This is a genomic window from Streptomyces nodosus, assembly GCF_008704995.1.
GTDB classification, from domain to species: domain Bacteria; phylum Actinomycetota; class Actinomycetes; order Streptomycetales; family Streptomycetaceae; genus Streptomyces; species Streptomyces nodosus.
The window spans coordinates 1,452,501-1,469,318 of the sequence record NZ_CP023747.1; the positions used below are offsets into that span (position 1 = coordinate 1,452,501).

Here is a 16,818-nt window from a genome sequence, read left to right on the forward strand (position 1 = left end):
GGCACCACAGACAACCATCGCGGTGGCGGGTCCGCCGCATGATTTCGGAGACGGGTGAGATGGAGACAACGCTGCGAGGCGTCGGTGTGAGCCATGGAGTGGCGATCGGCGAGGTCCGCCACATGGGGACGGCGGTGCTCGAACCCCCGGCGAAGCAGATACCGGCGCAGGACGCGGAGCGCGAACAGGCCCGCGCTCGTCAGGCCGTGGACGCCGTGGCGGCCGACCTCGTCGCCCGCGGCAATCTGGCGGGGGGCGAGGCCCAGGCGGTGCTGGAGGCCCAGGCCCTGATGGCCCAGGACCCGGAGCTGATGGCCGATGTGGATCGCCGTGTCGCGGTCGGCAGCACGGCGGAGCGGGGCGTCTACGACGCGTTCGCCGCCTACCGCGAGCTGCTGGCGAACGCCGGCGAATACCTCGCCGGCCGGGTGGCCGACCTCGACGACGTGCGGAACCGCATCGTCGCCCGGCTGCTCGGGGTGCCCATGCCCGGCGTCCCGGACAGCGACGAGCCGTATGTGCTGGTAGCCCGTGATCTGGCGCCCGCCGACACCGCGCTGCTCGACCCGGCCCTGGTGCTCGGTTTCGTCACCGAGGAGGGTGGGCCCACCAGCCACAGCGCGATCCTCGCTCGGGCGCTCGGCGTCCCGGCCGTCGTGGCCCTGCCCGGTGCGCGGGAGCTCGCCGAGGGCACGGTGATCGCCGTCGACGGCAGCACCGGTGAGATCTTCGTGAACCCGAGCGAGGAGAACAAGGACCGGCTCCGGGCGGCGGCCGCCGAGCGCAAGGCGGCCCTGGCGGCCGCCACCGGTCCGGGTGCCACCGCCGACGGTCACACGGTGCCGCTGCTGGCGAACATCGGCGGCCCGGCGGACGTCCCCGCCGCCCTCGAGGCGGGTGCCGAGGGTGTCGGTCTGTTCCGCACGGAGTTCCTCTTCCTGGACGACAACAAGAACGCGCCGTCCGAGGAGAAGCAGATCGAGGCCTACCGCCAGGTCCTCGAAGCCTTCCCCGAGGGCCGTGTCGTGGTGCGGGTGCTGGACGCGGGCGCGGACAAGCCGCTGGACTTCCTGACCCCGGGGGACGAGCCGAACCCCGCGCTGGGCGTGCGCGGACTGCGCACCCTGCTCGACCACCCCGAGGTGCTGCGCACCCAGCTGACCGCACTGGCGAAGGCCGCGGAGGGACTGCCGGTCCACCTCGAGGTGATGGCGCCGATGGTGGCCGACCGCATCGATGCGCGGGCCTTCGCGGACGCCTGTCGTGAGGCCGGACTCGCGGCGAAGTTCGGGGCCATGGTGGAGATCCCCTCGGCGGCGCTGCGGGCCCGGTCGATCCTCCAGGAGGTCGAGTTCCTGTCGCTGGGAACCAACGACCTGGCGCAGTACACCTTCGCCGCGGACCGCCAGGTGGGCGCGGTGTCGCGTCTTCAGGACCCGTGGCAGCCCGCGCTGCTCGACCTGGTCGCGTCGTCGGCCGAGGCGGCGAGGGCCGAGGGCAAGAGCTGTGGGGTCTGCGGTGAGGCCGCGTCCGACCCGCTGCTGGCGTGTGTACTGACCGGTCTGGGGGTCACCTCCCTGTCCATGGGTGCGGCCTCCCTTCCCTATGTCCGGTCGGCGCTGGCGAAGCACACCCTGGCGCAGTGCGAGCGTGCCGCGGCGGCCGCGCGTGCCGCCGACACCGCCGACGAGGCGCGCCGGGCGGCCCAGGCTGTGCTGTCCGGCGAGTGATCCGGGACGCGCGTCCGCCATGGCGGCGTGCGCGGAGGGGCGCTCCACCTGCGGGTGGGGCGCCCTTCTCCCTTTCACGGCGGCCTGGATCCGCCTTCAGTCTCGGCTCCGGCTTCAATGGACATGGCCCGCGGTATGTCCGTCGTCCCCGAGGTCGGGTGGCGCGCAGTAGTCGACGCCGGATTCCGGGGCCACGAGATCACCGGACTCGATGTCGGTGCAGTAGGCGTCGAAGACCTCTCCCGCGGTGAGCGGGATCAGCCGGTCTCCCCGCAGGCGCCAGCCGTAGACGCGGTCGGGGGAGCCCGGTGCGGTGGTGCGCATGACGAGCCCGCCGGAGCTGTGTGTGGCGATGCCCAGGGCGAGGACCGCGGTGAACTCGAGGGCCTCGGACTCGTCCAGGCGGGTCGTACCGTCGAGCTCACCGGCCGCGTTGAGCACCGCGACGACGCCCTCGGGCTCCGTGGAGACGCTGCAGACGAGATGGCGGTGGCCGGGAGCCGCGGTGCCGAGGATGCGGGTGAACAGCCGGGAGGCGTGGGCGAAGGCGGTGTGTCCGATGTCCTCGCCGCAGGAGGCGCAGGCACCGAGGCGGGTGAGCAGGGTGGTGGCGTACTGCCAGGTGGCCTGTCGTACCGCCTGGTCGACCAGGTCCGGGACGAGTTCGGTCAGGGGTCGGCCGTCGTAGGGGACGGTCGGTCCGGTGGCGGCCAGTTGTGCGGTGAAGCGGCTGCGGCTGGCCGGGGCGTCCGGATCGAGACCGCCGTCGGCGCAGAACTCCGCGTACTCCTGCGGGTCGAAGAGGGCGACCGTGGTGTGGCCGCCCTGGGCGGCGAGGGTCTTGAGCAGGGTTTCCACCTGCTGGAGGTAGGTGGTGTGGTCGTCGAAGGCGAAGGTGCGGTAGCGCCGCATCGCGGTGAAGTCGTGTTCGTCGGTCAGCAGGCCGATGGTGCCCGCGATCTCGCGGCGCAGGACGCGGCGCATGGTCAGGTCGGTGTGCGGCATGGTTCCCCCTGTGTGCAGTCGAGCGATCGTCACTCACCGTAATGGGGGCCACTGACAACGCCCCGCCCCGCGGTGGCCGGGTGGCCGTCTCGGGGCGGGCGGGGGTGCCGCGGGTGTGTCAGGCGCGCTTGCCGGCCAGGTCCTCGTAGAAGTGGAGCAGCTCGAGGTTGTCCACGGAGCCCGGGTTGACGGCCTTCTCCAGCGGGGTGCCCTGGAGGAGGCGTTTGACGGGGACCTCGATGCGCTTGCCGGTGAGGGTGTGCGGGACGCCCGGCACCTCGATGACCTCGTCGGGGACGTGTCGGGGGGAGAGCTGTTCGCGGATGGTCCGCTTGATGCGGCCCAGCAGGGCGTCGTCCAGGACGGCGCCCGGTGAGAGGTGGACGAAGAGGGGCATCCAATAGCCGCCGTCGGGCTGTTCGACGCCGATGACCAGGGACTCCTTGATCTCGGGGAGGCGCTCGACGGCTTCGTAGATGTCGGCCGAACCCATCCGGACGCCCTGGCGGTTCAGGGTGGAGTCCGAGCGGCCGTGGATGATCACGGAGCCGCGGGAGGTGAGGGTGATCCAGTCGCCGTGCCGCCAGACCCCCGGATACATGTCGAAGTAGCTGTCGCGGTAGCGGCTGCCGTCGGGGTCGTTCCAGAAGCGGATCGGCATGGAGGGCATGGGGTTGGTGACGACCAGCTCGCCGACCTCGTCGGTCACGGGCCTGCCGCTGGGGTCCCAGGCCTGGAGATCGGTGCCGAGACCGGGCGCCTGGAGTTCGCCCAGGTACACCGGGAGGGTCGGTACGGCGCCCGCGAAGCAGGAGCACACATCGGTGCCGCCGCTGACGGAGGCGATCCACAGGTCGTCGCGGACCTCGTCGTGCAGCCAGCTGAAGCCGTCCGGCGGCAGCGGCGAGCCGGTCGTGGCCACGCACTGGACGCGGGTGAGGTCGTAGTCGCGCGCCGGGTGCACGCCCGCCTTGCGGCAGGCCATGACATAGGCGGCGGAGGTGCCGAAGAGAGTGGCCCCGGTGCGTTCGGCGATGCGCCACTGGGCGCCGGTGTCGGGATGGCCGGGGCTGCCGTCGTACAGGACGATCGTGGTGCCCGTCAGCAGGCCGGAGACGAGGAAGTTCCACATCATCCAGCCGGTGGAGGTGTACCAGAAGAAGCGGTCCTCGGGGCCGAGGTCGCAGTGCAGGCCGAGCTGTTTGAGGTGCTCGACCAGAATGCCGCCCTGGGACTGGACGATGGCCTTGGGCAGGCCGGTGGTGCCCGAGGAGTACAGCACCCACAGCGGGTGGTCGAACGGGACCTGTTCGAAGACGGGTTCGACGTCAGCCGAGGTCAGGTCCGCCCACTCCAGGGCGCCCTCGGGGGCTTCGGTGCCGAGTAGCGGGATGTGCACGACGGCGCGCAGGCCGGGCAGTTCGCGGCGCAGTTCGGCGACGGTCTCGCGCCGGTCGTGCTCCTTGCCTCCGTAGCGGTAGCCGTCGACCGTGAAGAGGACCACGGGCTCGACCTGCTGGAAGCGGTCCAGGACGCTGCGGGCGCCGAAGTCGGGGGCGCAGGAGGTCCATACGGCGCCGACGGCCGCCGTGGCGAGGAGGGCGACCACGGCTTCGGGGATGTTGGGAAGGTATCCGCTGACGCGGTCTCCGGGGCGCACCCCTAGGGCGCGCAGCTCGGCGGCGAGGGAGCCGACCTGCCGGCGCAGTGCGGACCAGGTGACCGGGCGGGGCTCCTGGGTCTCGTCGACGGCGAGGAGGGCCGGCTGGTCGGCGCGGGTGGCCGCCGCGCGCAGGGCGTGTTCGGCGTAGTTCAGCCTCGCCCCGGGGAACCATGCGGCGCCCGGCATGGAACGGTCGCCGAGCACCTGGGTGAAGGGCGTGGAGAAGCGCACCTCGAAGAATTCGGTGACGGCCTTCCAGAAGGTGTCGAGCTCGTCCACCGACCAGCGGTGCAGGGCCGCGTAGCCACCCTCGGCGGGCGCTCCGTGGTGCTGGGCCGCCCAGGCCTGGAACCTGGTGATCCGTGCCCTGGCGATGCGGTCGGCGTCGGGCTGCCAGAGCGGCACGGTGTTCGCTGAGGTCATGGGGGGCTCCCGGGCTGTACGCGTCGTGTGCGTGGTCCGCGCACGGGCTGGGTGTGCGCGTGACGCGGCTGAGGGGGACGATGCCATGTGATCGACTTCTGCACCAGGGTCCGCAGCACATACTCGCCAGGATGAACATGTGCTCAGGCCACGGATGAACGGCAGTTGAACGACGCCCCTCCGCGAGGACGCAGATGACCGGACGATGGCAGGGTGATCAGCATGGACGGTCGTGACCTGGTGCGTTCGGTGAAGACGGCGGTCGGTTTCGGGGGTGCGGCACAGGGCGTGCGCACCGTACGGGCCGCATGGCGCAGGGGGCGCAGCGACGCCGCCGGGTTGCCGAGACGGGGTGCGGAGCGGGCGCGGGTACCGGGCTCCGTGCTGGAGGCGGAGCCGGGGCCCGGCGGTGGCGTCGTGCGGTTCGCCCGGGCCGAGCTGCGGATCACGGTGACCGTGGACGGGGCGGTGTTCTGGGGCTGGGACGGTGCCGGGCCGGAGCCCTCGTACGCGCTGGTGGGGCACGCTCCCGAGCCGGATCCGCGCGCCGTGCTGGAGCCGGACAAGGACGGCGGCTGGCGGGTGGTGGCGCAGCGCGTCACGGTCGCGGTGTCGCAGCACGGTGCGATCGAGGTGCGTACCCCGGGCGGGGTGCCGTTGCGCCGGGATCTGCCGCCGCGCTGGTGGGAGCCGGTGAGCGGGGGCGGCGCGCGGTGGATGCAGCGGTCCGAGGTGGCACCGGACGCGCGGTTCTTCGGGCTCGGCGGCCGGGCCGCGGGGCCGCGGCTGCGGGACGGGACGTACCGGCTGTGGAACACGGATCCGGGGCGTGCCTTCGGACCCGGCGACGACCCTCTGTACATCACCATGCCGGTGCAGCTGGTGGTCGCCGACGCGGGCACGCATCTGGTGTTCCACGACACCTCCTGGGACGGCACGGTGACGGTGCGCGAGGGCGAGGAGGGCGCGGGCTCGGGACACGACCGGCCGGGCGCCTGCGAGGTCCGGATGGACGGCGGGCCACTGCGCTGCTGGGTGGTGGTGGGTGCGCCCGCGCGGGTGCTGCGGGTCTGGACGTCGCTGACCGGGGCGCCCGCCCTGCCACCGGCGTGGGCGCTGGGTCACCATCACGCGCGGTGGGGTTTCGGCAGTGAGCAGGAGGTGCGGCGGATCGTCGCGGGCTATCAGGAACGTGATCTTCCGCTCGATGCCGTCCATCTGGACATCGATCACTACGACGGCCATCGGGTGTTCACGGTGGACCGGGACCGTTTTCCGAAGCTTCCGGTGCTCGCCGAGGAGCTGCGCAGGGACGGGATCCGGCTGGTGTCGATCGTCGACCCCGCGGTCAAGGCGGAGTCCGGCAACCCCGTCCATGACGGCGGGAGTGCCGTGGACGCGTTCGTCCGGGACGCCTCGGGCCGGGTCGTCGAGGGGGTGGTGTGGCCCGGGGAGGCGGTCTATCCGGACTTCACGCAGCCGGGGGTGCGTGCCTGGTGGGGCGGTCTGTACCGGGAGCGCCTCGAACAGGGGTTCGCGGGTTTCTGGCACGACATGAACGAGCCGGTGTCGTTCACGGCCTTCGGGGAGAAGACCCTGCCGCGGTCGTCCCGGCATGCGCTGGAAGGCCGCGGCGGGGACCACCGGGAGGCCCACAACGTGTATGGGCTGTGCATGGCCCGGGCCGCGTACGAGGGGCTGTGCGATCTCGTGCCCGAGCAGCGGCCGTTCCTCTTCTCCCGCTCGGGGTGGGCGGGCATGCAGCGTTACGGGGGGACCTGGTCCGGGGACGTGGCCACCGGCTGGCCCGGGCTGCGTGCCTCGCTCTCCCTGGTCCTGGGGCTCGGGCTGTGCGGTGTTCCCTACTCCGGGCCGGATGTGGGCGGGTTCGACGGGAGTCCGTCGCCGGAGCTGTATCTGCGCTGGTTCCAGCTCGCCTCGTATCTGCCGCTGTTCCGGACGCACTCGAGTGTCCGGGCGGGGCGCCGGGAGCCCTGGGAGTTCGGTGCCGAGGTGCTCGGGCATGCGCGGACGGCGCTGGCCGAACGGCGGCGGCTGCTGCCGTACTTCATCACCCTGGCGCATCTGGCACACCGTACGGGTGCGCCCTATGTACGGCCCCTGTGGTGGGGCGATCCCGGGGACCGGGCGCTGCGGGACTGCGAGGACGCCTTTCTGCTCGGGGACGGCCTTCTGGTGGCGCCGGTGCTGGAGCCGGGCGTGCGGCGGCGGAGCGTGCCGCTGCCGCGGGGGCGCTGGTACGACACGGCGACCGGGGAGGCGTACCAGGGGCCCGGGTCCGTGGTGGTCGACGCGCCCCTGGGGCGGATTCCGGTGCTGGCGCGGGCGGGCGCGATCCTGCCCGTACGGGGTGCGGACGGCGGTCTCTCGTTGGAGGCCTGGGCTCCGGTCCGTGGCAGGACCGGGAGCGGACTGGTGGTGCCGCACGCGGGCGACGGCTGGGAAGAGCCGGAGATCGAGCGGTACGGGTCGCGGTGGAAGAGCGGTCGGCGGGTGGTGGTCCGGCGGGACGGCAAGGACGGCCGGAGCGAGCCCGGCCGTCCGGTCCTGGTCCGGGGTCTCGACGGCGGGTGAGCCGGGCGGCTGGCGGGAGGTCGGCGACGGGCGCGGACGGGACGTGGGGTGTCCCGCCCGTGGCTCAGCTGTAGCGGCCCTCGAACCATCCCCGCGCCGCCAGGGTGTGCAGCGGGAAGGCGAGTTCGGCGGGAAGGCGGAGCAGGTGCCAGCCCGCCGTCTCGTCGGTGGGGACGGACGGCGGCAGTTCGCTGGCCGGCCGCTCGGGGAGCAGCCCGAACAGCAGCAGATGGCCACCGGGCGAGCTCATCGCGTCGGCGAGCCGTACGTCGCGCTCGGTCGCCTCGATGCCGGTCTCCTCCGCGAGTTCACGGACGACGGCGTGCCGCCAGTCCTCCCGGTGGTCGATGAACCCCCCGGGCAGGGCGGTGCCTCCGCGGGCGGGAGAGATGGTGCGGGTGATGACGACCAGGGCGGTTCCCCCGGTGTCGTACACCGGCTGGAGGGCCACCGCGACGGGCAGCGGATTGCGGTAGGTCACCGTGCCGCAGGCCGCGCAGGAACGGGGCCAGCCGGAGACGGCCGCTGCGTAGGGGGTCCCACAGCTCGCACAGTGGGAGTCCGGTACGGCATCGATGGAGGGGAACGCGGATTCGGATTCGGACACGGGGCGGACTGTAGCCGACGGACGTCCACGGGGACGGCGTCCCGCGGTCGCCGGGCGGCTGCGGGCACCGGTGTGCCCGGCGGAGGCCGCGGGACTCAGGTGGCGATGCCGGCGCGGTGGTCCGAGGGGCGGGTCATGGTGTTCCGGACGACCTCGATCAGCACCTGCTTGACCGACTCCCGGTCGCGGGCGTCGCACAGCACGACCGGCACGTCCTCGTCGAGGTCGAGGGCCGCCCGCACGGCCTCGACGGGGTGGCGGGCCACGCCCTGGAAGCAGTTGACGGCCACGACGAAGGGTATGGAGCGGCGCTCGAAGTAGTCGACGGCCGGGAAACAGTCCTCCAGGCGGCGGGTGTCGGCGAGGACGACGGCACCCAGGGCGCCGGTGGCCAGTTCGTCCCAGAGGAACCAGAAGCGGTCCTGGCCGGGTGTGCCGAACAGATAGAGCACCAGGTCCTCGCGGAGGGTGATGCGGCCGAAGTCCATGAAGACGGTGGTGGTGCGCTTGCCCTCCACGCCCCGGAGGTCGTCGACCGGGCGGCCCGCCTCGGTGAGCATCTCCTCGGTGCGCAGCGGCCTGATCTCGCTGACCGCGCCGACCAGGGTCGTCTTGCCCACGCCGAATCCGCCCGCCACGAGGATCTTGAGCGTGAGCGGCTCGACCGGAGGTGTGCCACGCTCACCGGGCCCGAAGATCATCGTTCTCTTCTCCTGCTCGATCGGGGTGGGGCGGCGGTCCATAGCCTCCGCCGCCGGGGGTTTCGACGACCAGTACGTCACCGGGGCCGACCTCTGCCGTGTCGCTGCCCCGGAGCGGCAGCACCGTGCCGTCCGCGCGCTCCACCCGGTTGGCGCCGAGCGCCCCGGGCTCCCCGCCCGCCATGCCGTAGGGCGGGACCCTGCGGTGCTGGGAGAGCATGGAGACGGTCATGGGCTCACGGAAGCGGATCCGGCGGACGGCACCGTCGCCGCCCCGTCGTCGGCCGGCGCCGCCGCTGCCGTACCGTACCGCGAACTCCTCGAGCAGGACCGGCAGTCGCCACTCCAGGATCTCGGGATCGGTGAGACGTGAGTTGGTCATATGGGTCTGTACGACGGAGGCGCCCGGGAAGTCGTCGCCCGCGCCGGAACCGGAGGCCACGGTCTCGTAGTACTGGCAGCGGTCGTTGCCGAAGCTGACGTTGTTCATGGTGCCGGAGCCCTCGGCCTGGACACCGAGTGCCGCGTACAGGGCGCCGGTGACCGCCTGGGAGGTCTCGACATTGCCGGCCACGACGGCGGCCGGGGGGTGCGGAGCCAGCAGGGAGCCGGCCGGCACGACGATGTCGAGGGGGCGCAGACAGCCGTCGTTGAGGGGGATGTCGTCGGCGACCAGGGTGCGGAAGACATACAGGACTGCGGCGTTGACGACCGAGAAGGGCGCGTTGAAGTTGGTGTCCAGCTGGGGGGACGTGCCGGTGAAGTCGATGGTCGCGCGGCGGTGTTCGCGGTCGACGCGCACCTGGACGCGGATGACGGCGCCGGAGTCGGTCTCATAGGCGTACGCACCGTCGTCGAGGGCGTCGATCACCCGGCGGACGGATTCCTCCGCGTTGTCCTGGACGTGCTTCATATACACCTGGACGACGTCGAGGCCGAAGTGCTCGATCATCCGGCCGACCTCGTCGACACCCTTGCGGTTGGCGGCGATCTGGGCGCGCAGATCGGCGAGGTTGGTCCCGGGATTGCGGGACGGGTGGGGCGCCTCGATGAGCAGCCGGTGGGTCTCCTCCTCGCGGAAGCGGCCGTTCTCGGCGAGCAGCCAGTCGTCGAAGAGGACGCCCTCCTCCTCGATGGTGCGGCTGTGCGCGGGCATCGAACCGGGCGCGATGCCGCCGATCTCGGCGTGGTGGCCCCGGGAGGCGACATGGAAGAGGACCCGCTCGCCCGGTGCGTCGAAGACGGGGGTGATGACGGTGATGTCGGGCAGATGGGTGCCGCCGTGGTACGGGTCGTTGACGGCATAGGTGTCGCCGGGGCGCATCCGGCCCGCGCGCCTTCGGATCACCTCCTTGACGCTGGTGCCCATGGAGCCCAGGTGCACGGGGATGTGGGGGGCGTTGGCGACCAGGTCGCCCTCGGCGTCGAAGAGGGCGCAGGAGAAGTCGAGGCGTTCCTTGATGTTGACGGACTGGGCCGTGGACTCCAGGCGGGCGCCCATCTGTTCGGCGATGGACATGAACAGGTTGTTGAAGATCTCGAGGAGAACCGGGTCGACCTCCGTGTCCGCGTCGGAACTCTCCGTGACCGCCGTGCGTTCCATGACCAGATGCCCGTCCTCGGTCGCCGCGGCCCGCCAGCCGTCGTCGACCACGGTCGTGGAACTGGCCTCGGTGATGATCGCGGGGCCGGTGACGGTCTCGCCGGGAGGCAGCTGCTCACGGCGGTGGAGGGGTACGTCGTGCCAGGCACCGCCCGTGTGGAGGCGGACGGTCTCGGGCACGCCGGGCCGGCCCTCGTACGGGGCGAGGGCGGAGAGATCGGGGGGTTCGGTGATGCCGGTGGCTTCCACGGAGAGGGCTTCGACGACGATCGGGCGGTCCAGGGTGAAGGAGTACATGGCGCGATGACGTTCTTCGAAGGCGTGCCGCATGGTGTCGGGCTCGGTCAGCTCGACGGTGAGGGTGGTGTCGGTGCCGTCGTAGCGCAGCTGGGCCCTGCGGACGACCCGGATGCGGTCCTCGGGCACGTCCTCGGCGAGGAGTTCGGCGCGGGCTGCGGCCTCGAGGTCGTCGGCGGTCCTTGTCACCCCGGGCATCGACGCGGGTGCCAGGGGTGCCTCGACGGACTGTTCGCGCATCGCGGTGGTGTCGGCGAGCCCGATGCCGAGCGCGGAGAGCACTCCGGCCATGGGGGGCACCAGGACGCTGCGGATCCCGAGGGAGTCCGCGACCTTGCAGGCGTGCTGGCCACCCGCCCCGCCGAAGGTGGTGAGCGCGTAGCGGGTGATGTCGTGGCCCTTCTGGACGGAGATCCGCTTCACGGCGCCCGCGATGTCGGCGACCGCGATCCGCAGATACCCCTCGGCGACCTGTTCGGGGGTGCGGTCGTCACCGGTCCGCTCGTGGATCTCCCGGGCGAGCGCGGTGAAGCGGTCCCGGACCAGTGCGTCGTCCAGGGGCTGGTCGCCGTCCGGTCCGAACACCCTGGGGAAGTGGGCGGGTTGGATGCGTCCGAGCATGACATTGGCGTCGGTGACGGTGAGCGGGCCGCCGCCGCGGTAGCAGGCGGGTCCCGGGTCCGCGCCCGCCGAGTCCGGCCCCACGCGGTAGCGGGAGCCGTCGAAGTGCAGGATCGAGCCGCCGCCCGCCGCGACCGTATGGATGTCCAGCATCGGTGCGCGCAGCCGGACCCCGGCGAGCTGTGTGGTGAAGACGCGTTCGTACTCGCCCGCGAAGTGCGAGACATCGGTGGAGGTGCCGCCCATGTCGAAGCCGATGACCCGGTCGAACCCGGCGAGTTGCGACATCCGGGCCATGCCCACGATCCCGCCCGCGGGCCCGGAGAGGACGGCGTCCTTGCCGCGGAACTGCCCGGCCTCGGCGAGCCCGCCGTTGGACTGCATGAACATCAGCCGTACGCCTTCGAGTTCGTCGGCGACATGCTGGACGTAGCGGCGCAGTCCGGGCGAGAGGTAGGCGTCCACGACGGCGGTGTCGCCCCGGGGGACCAGTTTCATCAGGGGGCTGACCTCGCTGGAGAGCGAGATCTGCGGGAAGCCCGTGCGGGCCGCCAGCGCTCCGACGGCCTGCTCGTGGGCGGGGTGCAGATGACTGTGCATGCACACCACCGCCAGTGCGCGGATCCCGTCGTCGTAGGCCCGGCGGAGCGGCCCCTCGAGGGCGTCCAGGTCGGGGGCGCGCAGCACGGTGCCGTCGGCGGTGACGCGTTCGTCGACCTCCAGGACCCGCTCGTACAGCAGCTCGGGCAGTTCGATCGCGCGGGCGAAGATATGGGGGCGGTTCTGGTAGGCGATGCGCAGGGCGTCGCGGAAGCCTCGGGTGATGACGAGGAGGGTGCGTTCGCCCTTGCGTTCCAGGAGGGCGTTGGTGGCGACGGTGGTCCCCATGCGGACGGCGTCGACGGGCCCGTCGTCGAGGAGTTCCCGTACGCCCTCGACGGCCGCGTCCGCGTACCGATGAGGGTTGTCCGACAGCAGCTTATGGGTGAGCAGGCGGCCGTCCGGGCGGCGCGCGACCACATCGGTGAAGGTGCCTCCGCGGTCGACCCAGAACTGCCAGCCCCTGGTCATGTCCGTCTCTCCGATCGCGCTGCCCGGAACCGTGTCCGCGAGGTGTTCGGTCCACCGCGGCAGGTCGTCGACGGTGGTTCAGATCATATCCGGCGGGTCGCCGGGGCGCCGGGCCGCGCGCGGTGGGCGCGGGCGGCGCCGGGCCCGCACGCAAGGAAGTGCGCGCGGGCCGGCCGGCGGGGTGCGAGGCCCGGTTCAGAGGGCTCGCAAGCCGTTGATCACATCGCGCAGGATGCTCTCGTCCACCAGTTCCGCGGGCGGGACGGGCCGTGTCACATGCACCAGTTCCTCGTCCACGAGGTCCCCGACGAGGACCCGCACCACGCCGATGGGCAGATCGAGGTCCGCGGCGAGTTCGGCGACCGACCGGGGGGCGTCCCGGCACCGTTCGACGATCTCCACATGTTCCGGGGACAGCGAGGGATCCGCCTCGGCCCCGTCCACCTGGGGTTCCGTGACCACCACCGCGATCAGGTCGAGGCGATGCTGGACCGCATGGCTGGTGCGGCCGCGGGTCATGGCGTACGGACGGACCACCGGTCCGGCCTCGTCGTCGAACCAGTGTCTGTTTCCCCGTTCGTCTCCGCTCATGCCATCCCACTACCCGCCCGAGGGCAGATCGGTGCGCGGGGCGGAGCCCAGATGTACGCCGACCCGCTTCACCAGGAGGGTCATCTCGTAGGCCACCTGACCGATGTCGGAGTCCGCGTCCGCCAGCACGGCGAGGCAGCTGCCGTCCCCGGCGGCCGTCACGAAGAGGAAGGCCTCGTCGAGTTCGATGATGGTCTGGCGGACCCCGCCCGCGTCGAAGTGGCGGCCGACACCCTTGGCGAGACTGTGGAACCCCGAGGCGACGGCGGCCAGATGCTCGCCGTCCTCCCGGCTGAGTTCCTGGGAGAATCCGGTGGGCAGGCCGTCGCTCGACAGCACAAGCGCCTTGCGGATACTGGCGACACGCTCCACCAGGTCGTCGAGGAGCCAGTTCAGCTCTCCCGACGCCTTGCCGTTCGCCTGGTTCCCTGCGGCCTTCGGTGCGGTCATCGACCGTCTCCCTCTGTCGTTCCTGGTGCTGAGCCGTCCCGGGCGTCGTCGCCCTCGGCGTTCTCCTCGCGGCCACGCCGCCAGCCTCGCTGGAGCGAGGTGAAGCGGCGGCGTACCTCGTCGGCGTCGCGGTCGTCGAGCCCCGCCCCGTTCTCGGTGCGGGACGGCTCGCGTTCGGCGCGCCGGTCGGAGCTTTCCTTCCGCTGCGGGGCCGGGCCGGCCCGGCGGACCCGGCGGGGCAGCGCGCTCGCGTCCGGTTCCGCCGGTCCGGCCGCCGTCTCCCGGGGCGCGGGCGTGGTCCCGTCCGGTCCGTCGGGGGTCGCGGTGCGGGGCGGTTCCTCGTCCTGCGGCGCGCGCCGCGGCCCGGGTCCCGTCACGGGGCGGCCATGGGAGCTGACAAGCTTGGGGGTCCGGCGACGGCGCGGCAGCGGGATCGGGGCGCCCGGATGGCCGCCGAGCGCGTCCGGGTCGACGGGGGCCTCCAGCTCCACCGGGCCGTTCAGCAGGGACGCCGGGGGGCCGGGGAGCTTGGCGGGCACATGGGCCAGGGCCGCCCTGCGCTCGTCCTCGGTCCCGGCCTTCTTCTCGGGGAGCGGGCGGTCGAGGCGGAAGCCGATGCCGTTGGTGTCGGGGACGTCGTCGGACAGCAGCGTGTCGGGGATGAAGACGACGGCTGTGGTGCCGCCGTAGGGGGACAGCTGGAGGGAGACGCGGACGTTCTGCCGCTGGGCGAGGCGGCTGACCACGAAGAGTCCGAGCCGGTCGGTGTCGGAGAGCTCGAACTGCGGGGTCTCGGCGAGCCGCAGATTGGCCTCGAGCAGCGCCTGGGCCGGCATGCCGAGGCCACGGTCGTGGATCTCCAGGGAGAAACCGTTGGCGACGCGTTCACCGACGACCTGCACCGCGGTGTGGGGTGGCGAGAACACCGTGGCGTTCTCCAGGAGTTCGGCCACCAGATGGGTGAGGTCGGCGACCGCGGGCCCGGTGACGGCGACGCGGGGCAGCCTGCGCACCTCGATGCGTGCGTAGTCCTCGACCTCGGCGACGGCGGCGCGCACCACGTCCATCAGCTGGATCGGCTTGCGCCACTGCCGGGAGGGAGCCGCACCGGAGAGGATGACCAGGCCCTCGGCGTGGCGGCGCATCCGGGTGGTGAGGTGGTCGAGGCGGAACAGATCGGCGAGTTCCTCGGTGTCCTCGGTCCTGCGCTCCATCGCGTCGAGCAGGGTGAGCTGCCGGTGCAGCAGGACCTGGCTGCGGCGGGCGAGGTTGACGAAGACCTCGGAGACCCCGGCGCGCAGCTCGGCCTGTTTGACGGCGGCCTCGACGGCGGCGCGCTGGAGGGTGTTGAGCGCCTGGCCGACCTCGCCGATCTCATTCTTGTCGTACTCCAGGCGTGGCACCTCGGTCTCGACATCGACCTGTTCGCCCGCGGAGAGCCGGCGCATCACACTGGGCAGCCGCACCCCGGACGCGTCATGGGCGTCCTGACGCAGCCGGCCCAGATCGTGGATGAGGCCACGGCCGATGCGTATGGACATGACCAGCGAGACCAGCAGGGCCACCAGGCCCAGGACGCCCGCGACGGCCGCCCTGACGACGACATCGACGGCGAGGGGGTGGACACGGTCCTGGTAGCGGTCGTCGGCCTGGGCGTTCATCCGGTCCAGCCGTTCGAGCACCTGGCCGGCGGCCTCGTCCCAGCTTCTCGCGGTCACTCCGTGCGGGGTGCCGGGCGCGGCGTCGATGACGGCCTGTTCCGCCACCCGCAGGGCGGCGGTGTCGGCGTCCTTCCAGTACCGCTGGAAGCGCCCGCTCTCCTGACCGGGCAGCAGCGGCAGGCTGACGTCGTACATCACGGCGCGCTGGGCGGCGAGGGCGGAGACGTCCTGGATCTCGTCACGGCTGATCCGGCCGGCGACGAGTGCGGAGCCCAGCAGGGCGTCCTCGCGGGAGAGCAGTTCGCGGGCCCGGGAGACATTGACGAGCGCACGGCCCTGCTGGTCGACCTCCACATCATGCAGGATGTGCAGATTGGCCAGCAGGGTGAAGCAGGGGTCCACCAGGCGGTTGTAGAGATGGAGGGCCTGGCCCCGGCTGACAGTCCCCTCCTCGACGCTGCGGCGCAACGACTCGATGCCGTCGAGGGCGTCCAGGATCGCGGTGAGCCGCTCGGTGGTGCCCTGCCCCATGTCCTCGCGGAGACTCTTGTCCTTGCTGTTGCGACGGAGTTGCGCCACGACCTCGTCGGTGGCGGCGCGGCTGCGGCGCAGCGCGGCGAGGGTGTCGGAGGCGCGCGGGTCGGCGAGATGGACGAGGGTCTGGCGGCGTTCCTGCTGCAGGACGCGCACGGTGTCCTCGGTGGGATAGCCGGCCTTCTCGACCACATGCGAGACCACGAACACCGCCCGGGCGTCACGGCCCGTGAGCGCGGTCGTGAAGGCCCAGATGGCGGTCAGCGACACCAGCGGCACCAGCAGCAGCGCCACGATCTTCCGGCGGATGGACATCCCGCGAAAGCGCATGGCCTCCCCCAGCCCGACCCCCTCCGGTCGGGGGTACACAGTGCGTCAACAAACGGCGTGAGCCTACTACCGTCCCCTGCGAATCCCGAAGGGTCGGCGCGGGAGACCGTCCCCGGAACCCGGTGCGGGCGTGGGCGGTTGTCACGCCAATGCGGGAGATTGCCGCCCGGCAGCCGTAGTCCGGGCCGGGACCGGAACCGACCGGGAATCCCCGTCCCTCGACCGGATCTTTTTCTTCTCCCGGGAATCTTCACGCATCGCCGATCGTCTTCCTGTCAAGGGGAACGGGCGGAATCGGCCGTAGGTGTCGCATGCCGCTCCCAGGCGGCGTAAAGCAGCGCAAGACGGGCAGCCACTGGGGAGCCGGTGTCGGCCGACACCGGAGCAGAACGGCTGCGGGTGGTGGGGAGTGACAAGGTGATGGGCACGGCGAAGCAGCGTGGGACGCCCCGGGAGGGCGCCACCGCGCCCGCGGTGTACGAGGATCCGTACGAAGCAGCGGGGTACCGGCCCCTGTGGGTCGAGGATCCCTCGCCCCGACGGAGGCTGCCGGATCCCGTGCGGACGTCCGCGGTGCGGGCGGTGCTCCTCATCTCGGTGACGCTGATCCAGGCGGTGATCGCCTTTCTGAGCACGCTGGCCGACTCCTGGCTGGCGTTCCCGATGGTGCTGAGCAGCGTGGCCAGCACGGTGGTGGCGACCTGGGGCGTCCTGGACGTCTGGGTGACGCGCCAGGTGTGGAACCAGCGCCATGGTGTGGTGTCGGTCCCGAGCAGTACGGCCCGGGCTCTGCGCCGCGAGCGCCGCAGGGCCCGCCGCGAGGCACGGGCCGCGGAGCGACGACAGGAGCGGATACGCCGGCGGGGCGGCACCGGGCAGTTGTCGCACCCCTGATCGCCGGGGTGAGGCCGGGCGCCCGCCCGGTGCGGTGCACCG

General features: G+C 72.1%; 11 protein-coding genes. 3 read left to right on the plus strand and 8 right to left on the minus strand.

Features of this window, described 5'->3' with window-relative positions; genetic code table 11:
* Positions 1-59: 59 nt before the first annotated feature.
* Positions 60-1,730 carry a phosphoenolpyruvate--protein phosphotransferase gene (gene ptsP, locus CP978_RS06590; RefSeq protein WP_043438376.1) on the plus strand — a complete coding sequence of 557 codons (1,671 nt, stop codon included), beginning with the start codon at positions 60-62 and terminating at the stop codon, positions 1,728-1,730.
* 114 nt (positions 1,731-1,844) lie between these two features.
* On the opposite strand, the gene CP978_RS06595 is transcribed toward ptsP, so the two are convergent.
* Together CP978_RS06595 and CP978_RS06600 are read right to left on the minus strand one after the other, a co-directional pair.
* The gene (locus tag CP978_RS06595; RefSeq protein WP_043438378.1) at positions 1,845-2,735 is read right to left on the minus strand and encodes a hypothetical protein; all 891 of its coding nucleotides are present in this window, start codon (positions 2,733-2,735) and stop codon (positions 1,845-1,847) included.
* Positions 2,736-2,853: 118 nt separating this feature from the next.
* The gene (locus tag CP978_RS06600; RefSeq protein WP_043438380.1) at positions 2,854-4,821 is read right to left on the minus strand and encodes an acetoacetate--CoA ligase; all 1,968 of its coding nucleotides are present in this window, start codon (positions 4,819-4,821) and stop codon (positions 2,854-2,856) included.
* Between the two features lie 222 nt (positions 4,822-5,043).
* Between CP978_RS06600 and CP978_RS06605 the strand changes: the two genes are divergently transcribed.
* On the plus strand, positions 5,044-7,416 hold the full coding sequence (locus CP978_RS06605) for a glycoside hydrolase family 31 protein (protein ID WP_043448245.1): 2,373 nt from the start codon (positions 5,044-5,046) through the stop codon (positions 7,414-7,416).
* Between the two features lie 64 nt (positions 7,417-7,480).
* On the opposite strand, the gene CP978_RS06610 is transcribed toward CP978_RS06605, so the two are convergent.
* The 6 genes from CP978_RS06610 to CP978_RS06635 form a co-directional block, all read right to left on the minus strand.
* Positions 7,481-8,023: an NUDIX domain-containing protein gene (locus CP978_RS06610; RefSeq protein ID WP_043438383.1), complete on the minus strand. Its 543-nt coding sequence runs from the start codon at positions 8,021-8,023 to the stop codon at positions 7,481-7,483.
* A gap of 95 nt (positions 8,024-8,118) precedes the next feature.
* Positions 8,119-8,724 (minus strand): GTP-binding protein, encoded by a 606-nt coding sequence (locus CP978_RS06615; RefSeq protein ID WP_043438386.1) that lies wholly within the window; start codon positions 8,722-8,724, stop codon positions 8,119-8,121.
* Complete coding sequence (locus CP978_RS06620; protein WP_043438389.1) at positions 8,705-12,316, minus strand: hydantoinase B/oxoprolinase family protein; 3,612 nt, start codon at positions 12,314-12,316, stop codon at positions 8,705-8,707. Before CP978_RS06620 ends, CP978_RS06615 begins: the two co-directional genes overlap by 20 nt.
* A gap of 195 nt (positions 12,317-12,511) precedes the next feature.
* The gene (locus CP978_RS06625; protein ID WP_043438390.1) at positions 12,512-12,907 is read right to left on the minus strand and encodes a DUF742 domain-containing protein; all 396 of its coding nucleotides are present in this window, start codon (positions 12,905-12,907) and stop codon (positions 12,512-12,514) included.
* A gap of 9 nt (positions 12,908-12,916) precedes the next feature.
* A complete protein-coding gene (locus CP978_RS06630; protein ID WP_043438392.1) occupies positions 12,917-13,357 on the minus strand; it encodes a roadblock/LC7 domain-containing protein in 441 nt (146 codons plus the stop codon).
* Positions 13,354-15,882, minus strand: a complete 2,529-nt coding sequence (locus tag CP978_RS06635) for a sensor histidine kinase (RefSeq protein ID WP_043438394.1) — start codon at positions 15,880-15,882, stop codon at positions 13,354-13,356. The genes CP978_RS06630 and CP978_RS06635 overlap by 4 nt, the downstream gene beginning before the upstream one ends.
* Positions 15,883-16,302: 420 nt before the next feature.
* Between CP978_RS06635 and CP978_RS06640 the strand changes: the two genes are divergently transcribed.
* Entirely contained in the window at positions 16,303-16,776 is a 474-nt protein-coding gene (locus CP978_RS06640) for a hypothetical protein (protein WP_043448246.1), read from the plus strand.
* Positions 16,777-16,818 lie beyond the last annotated feature (42 nt).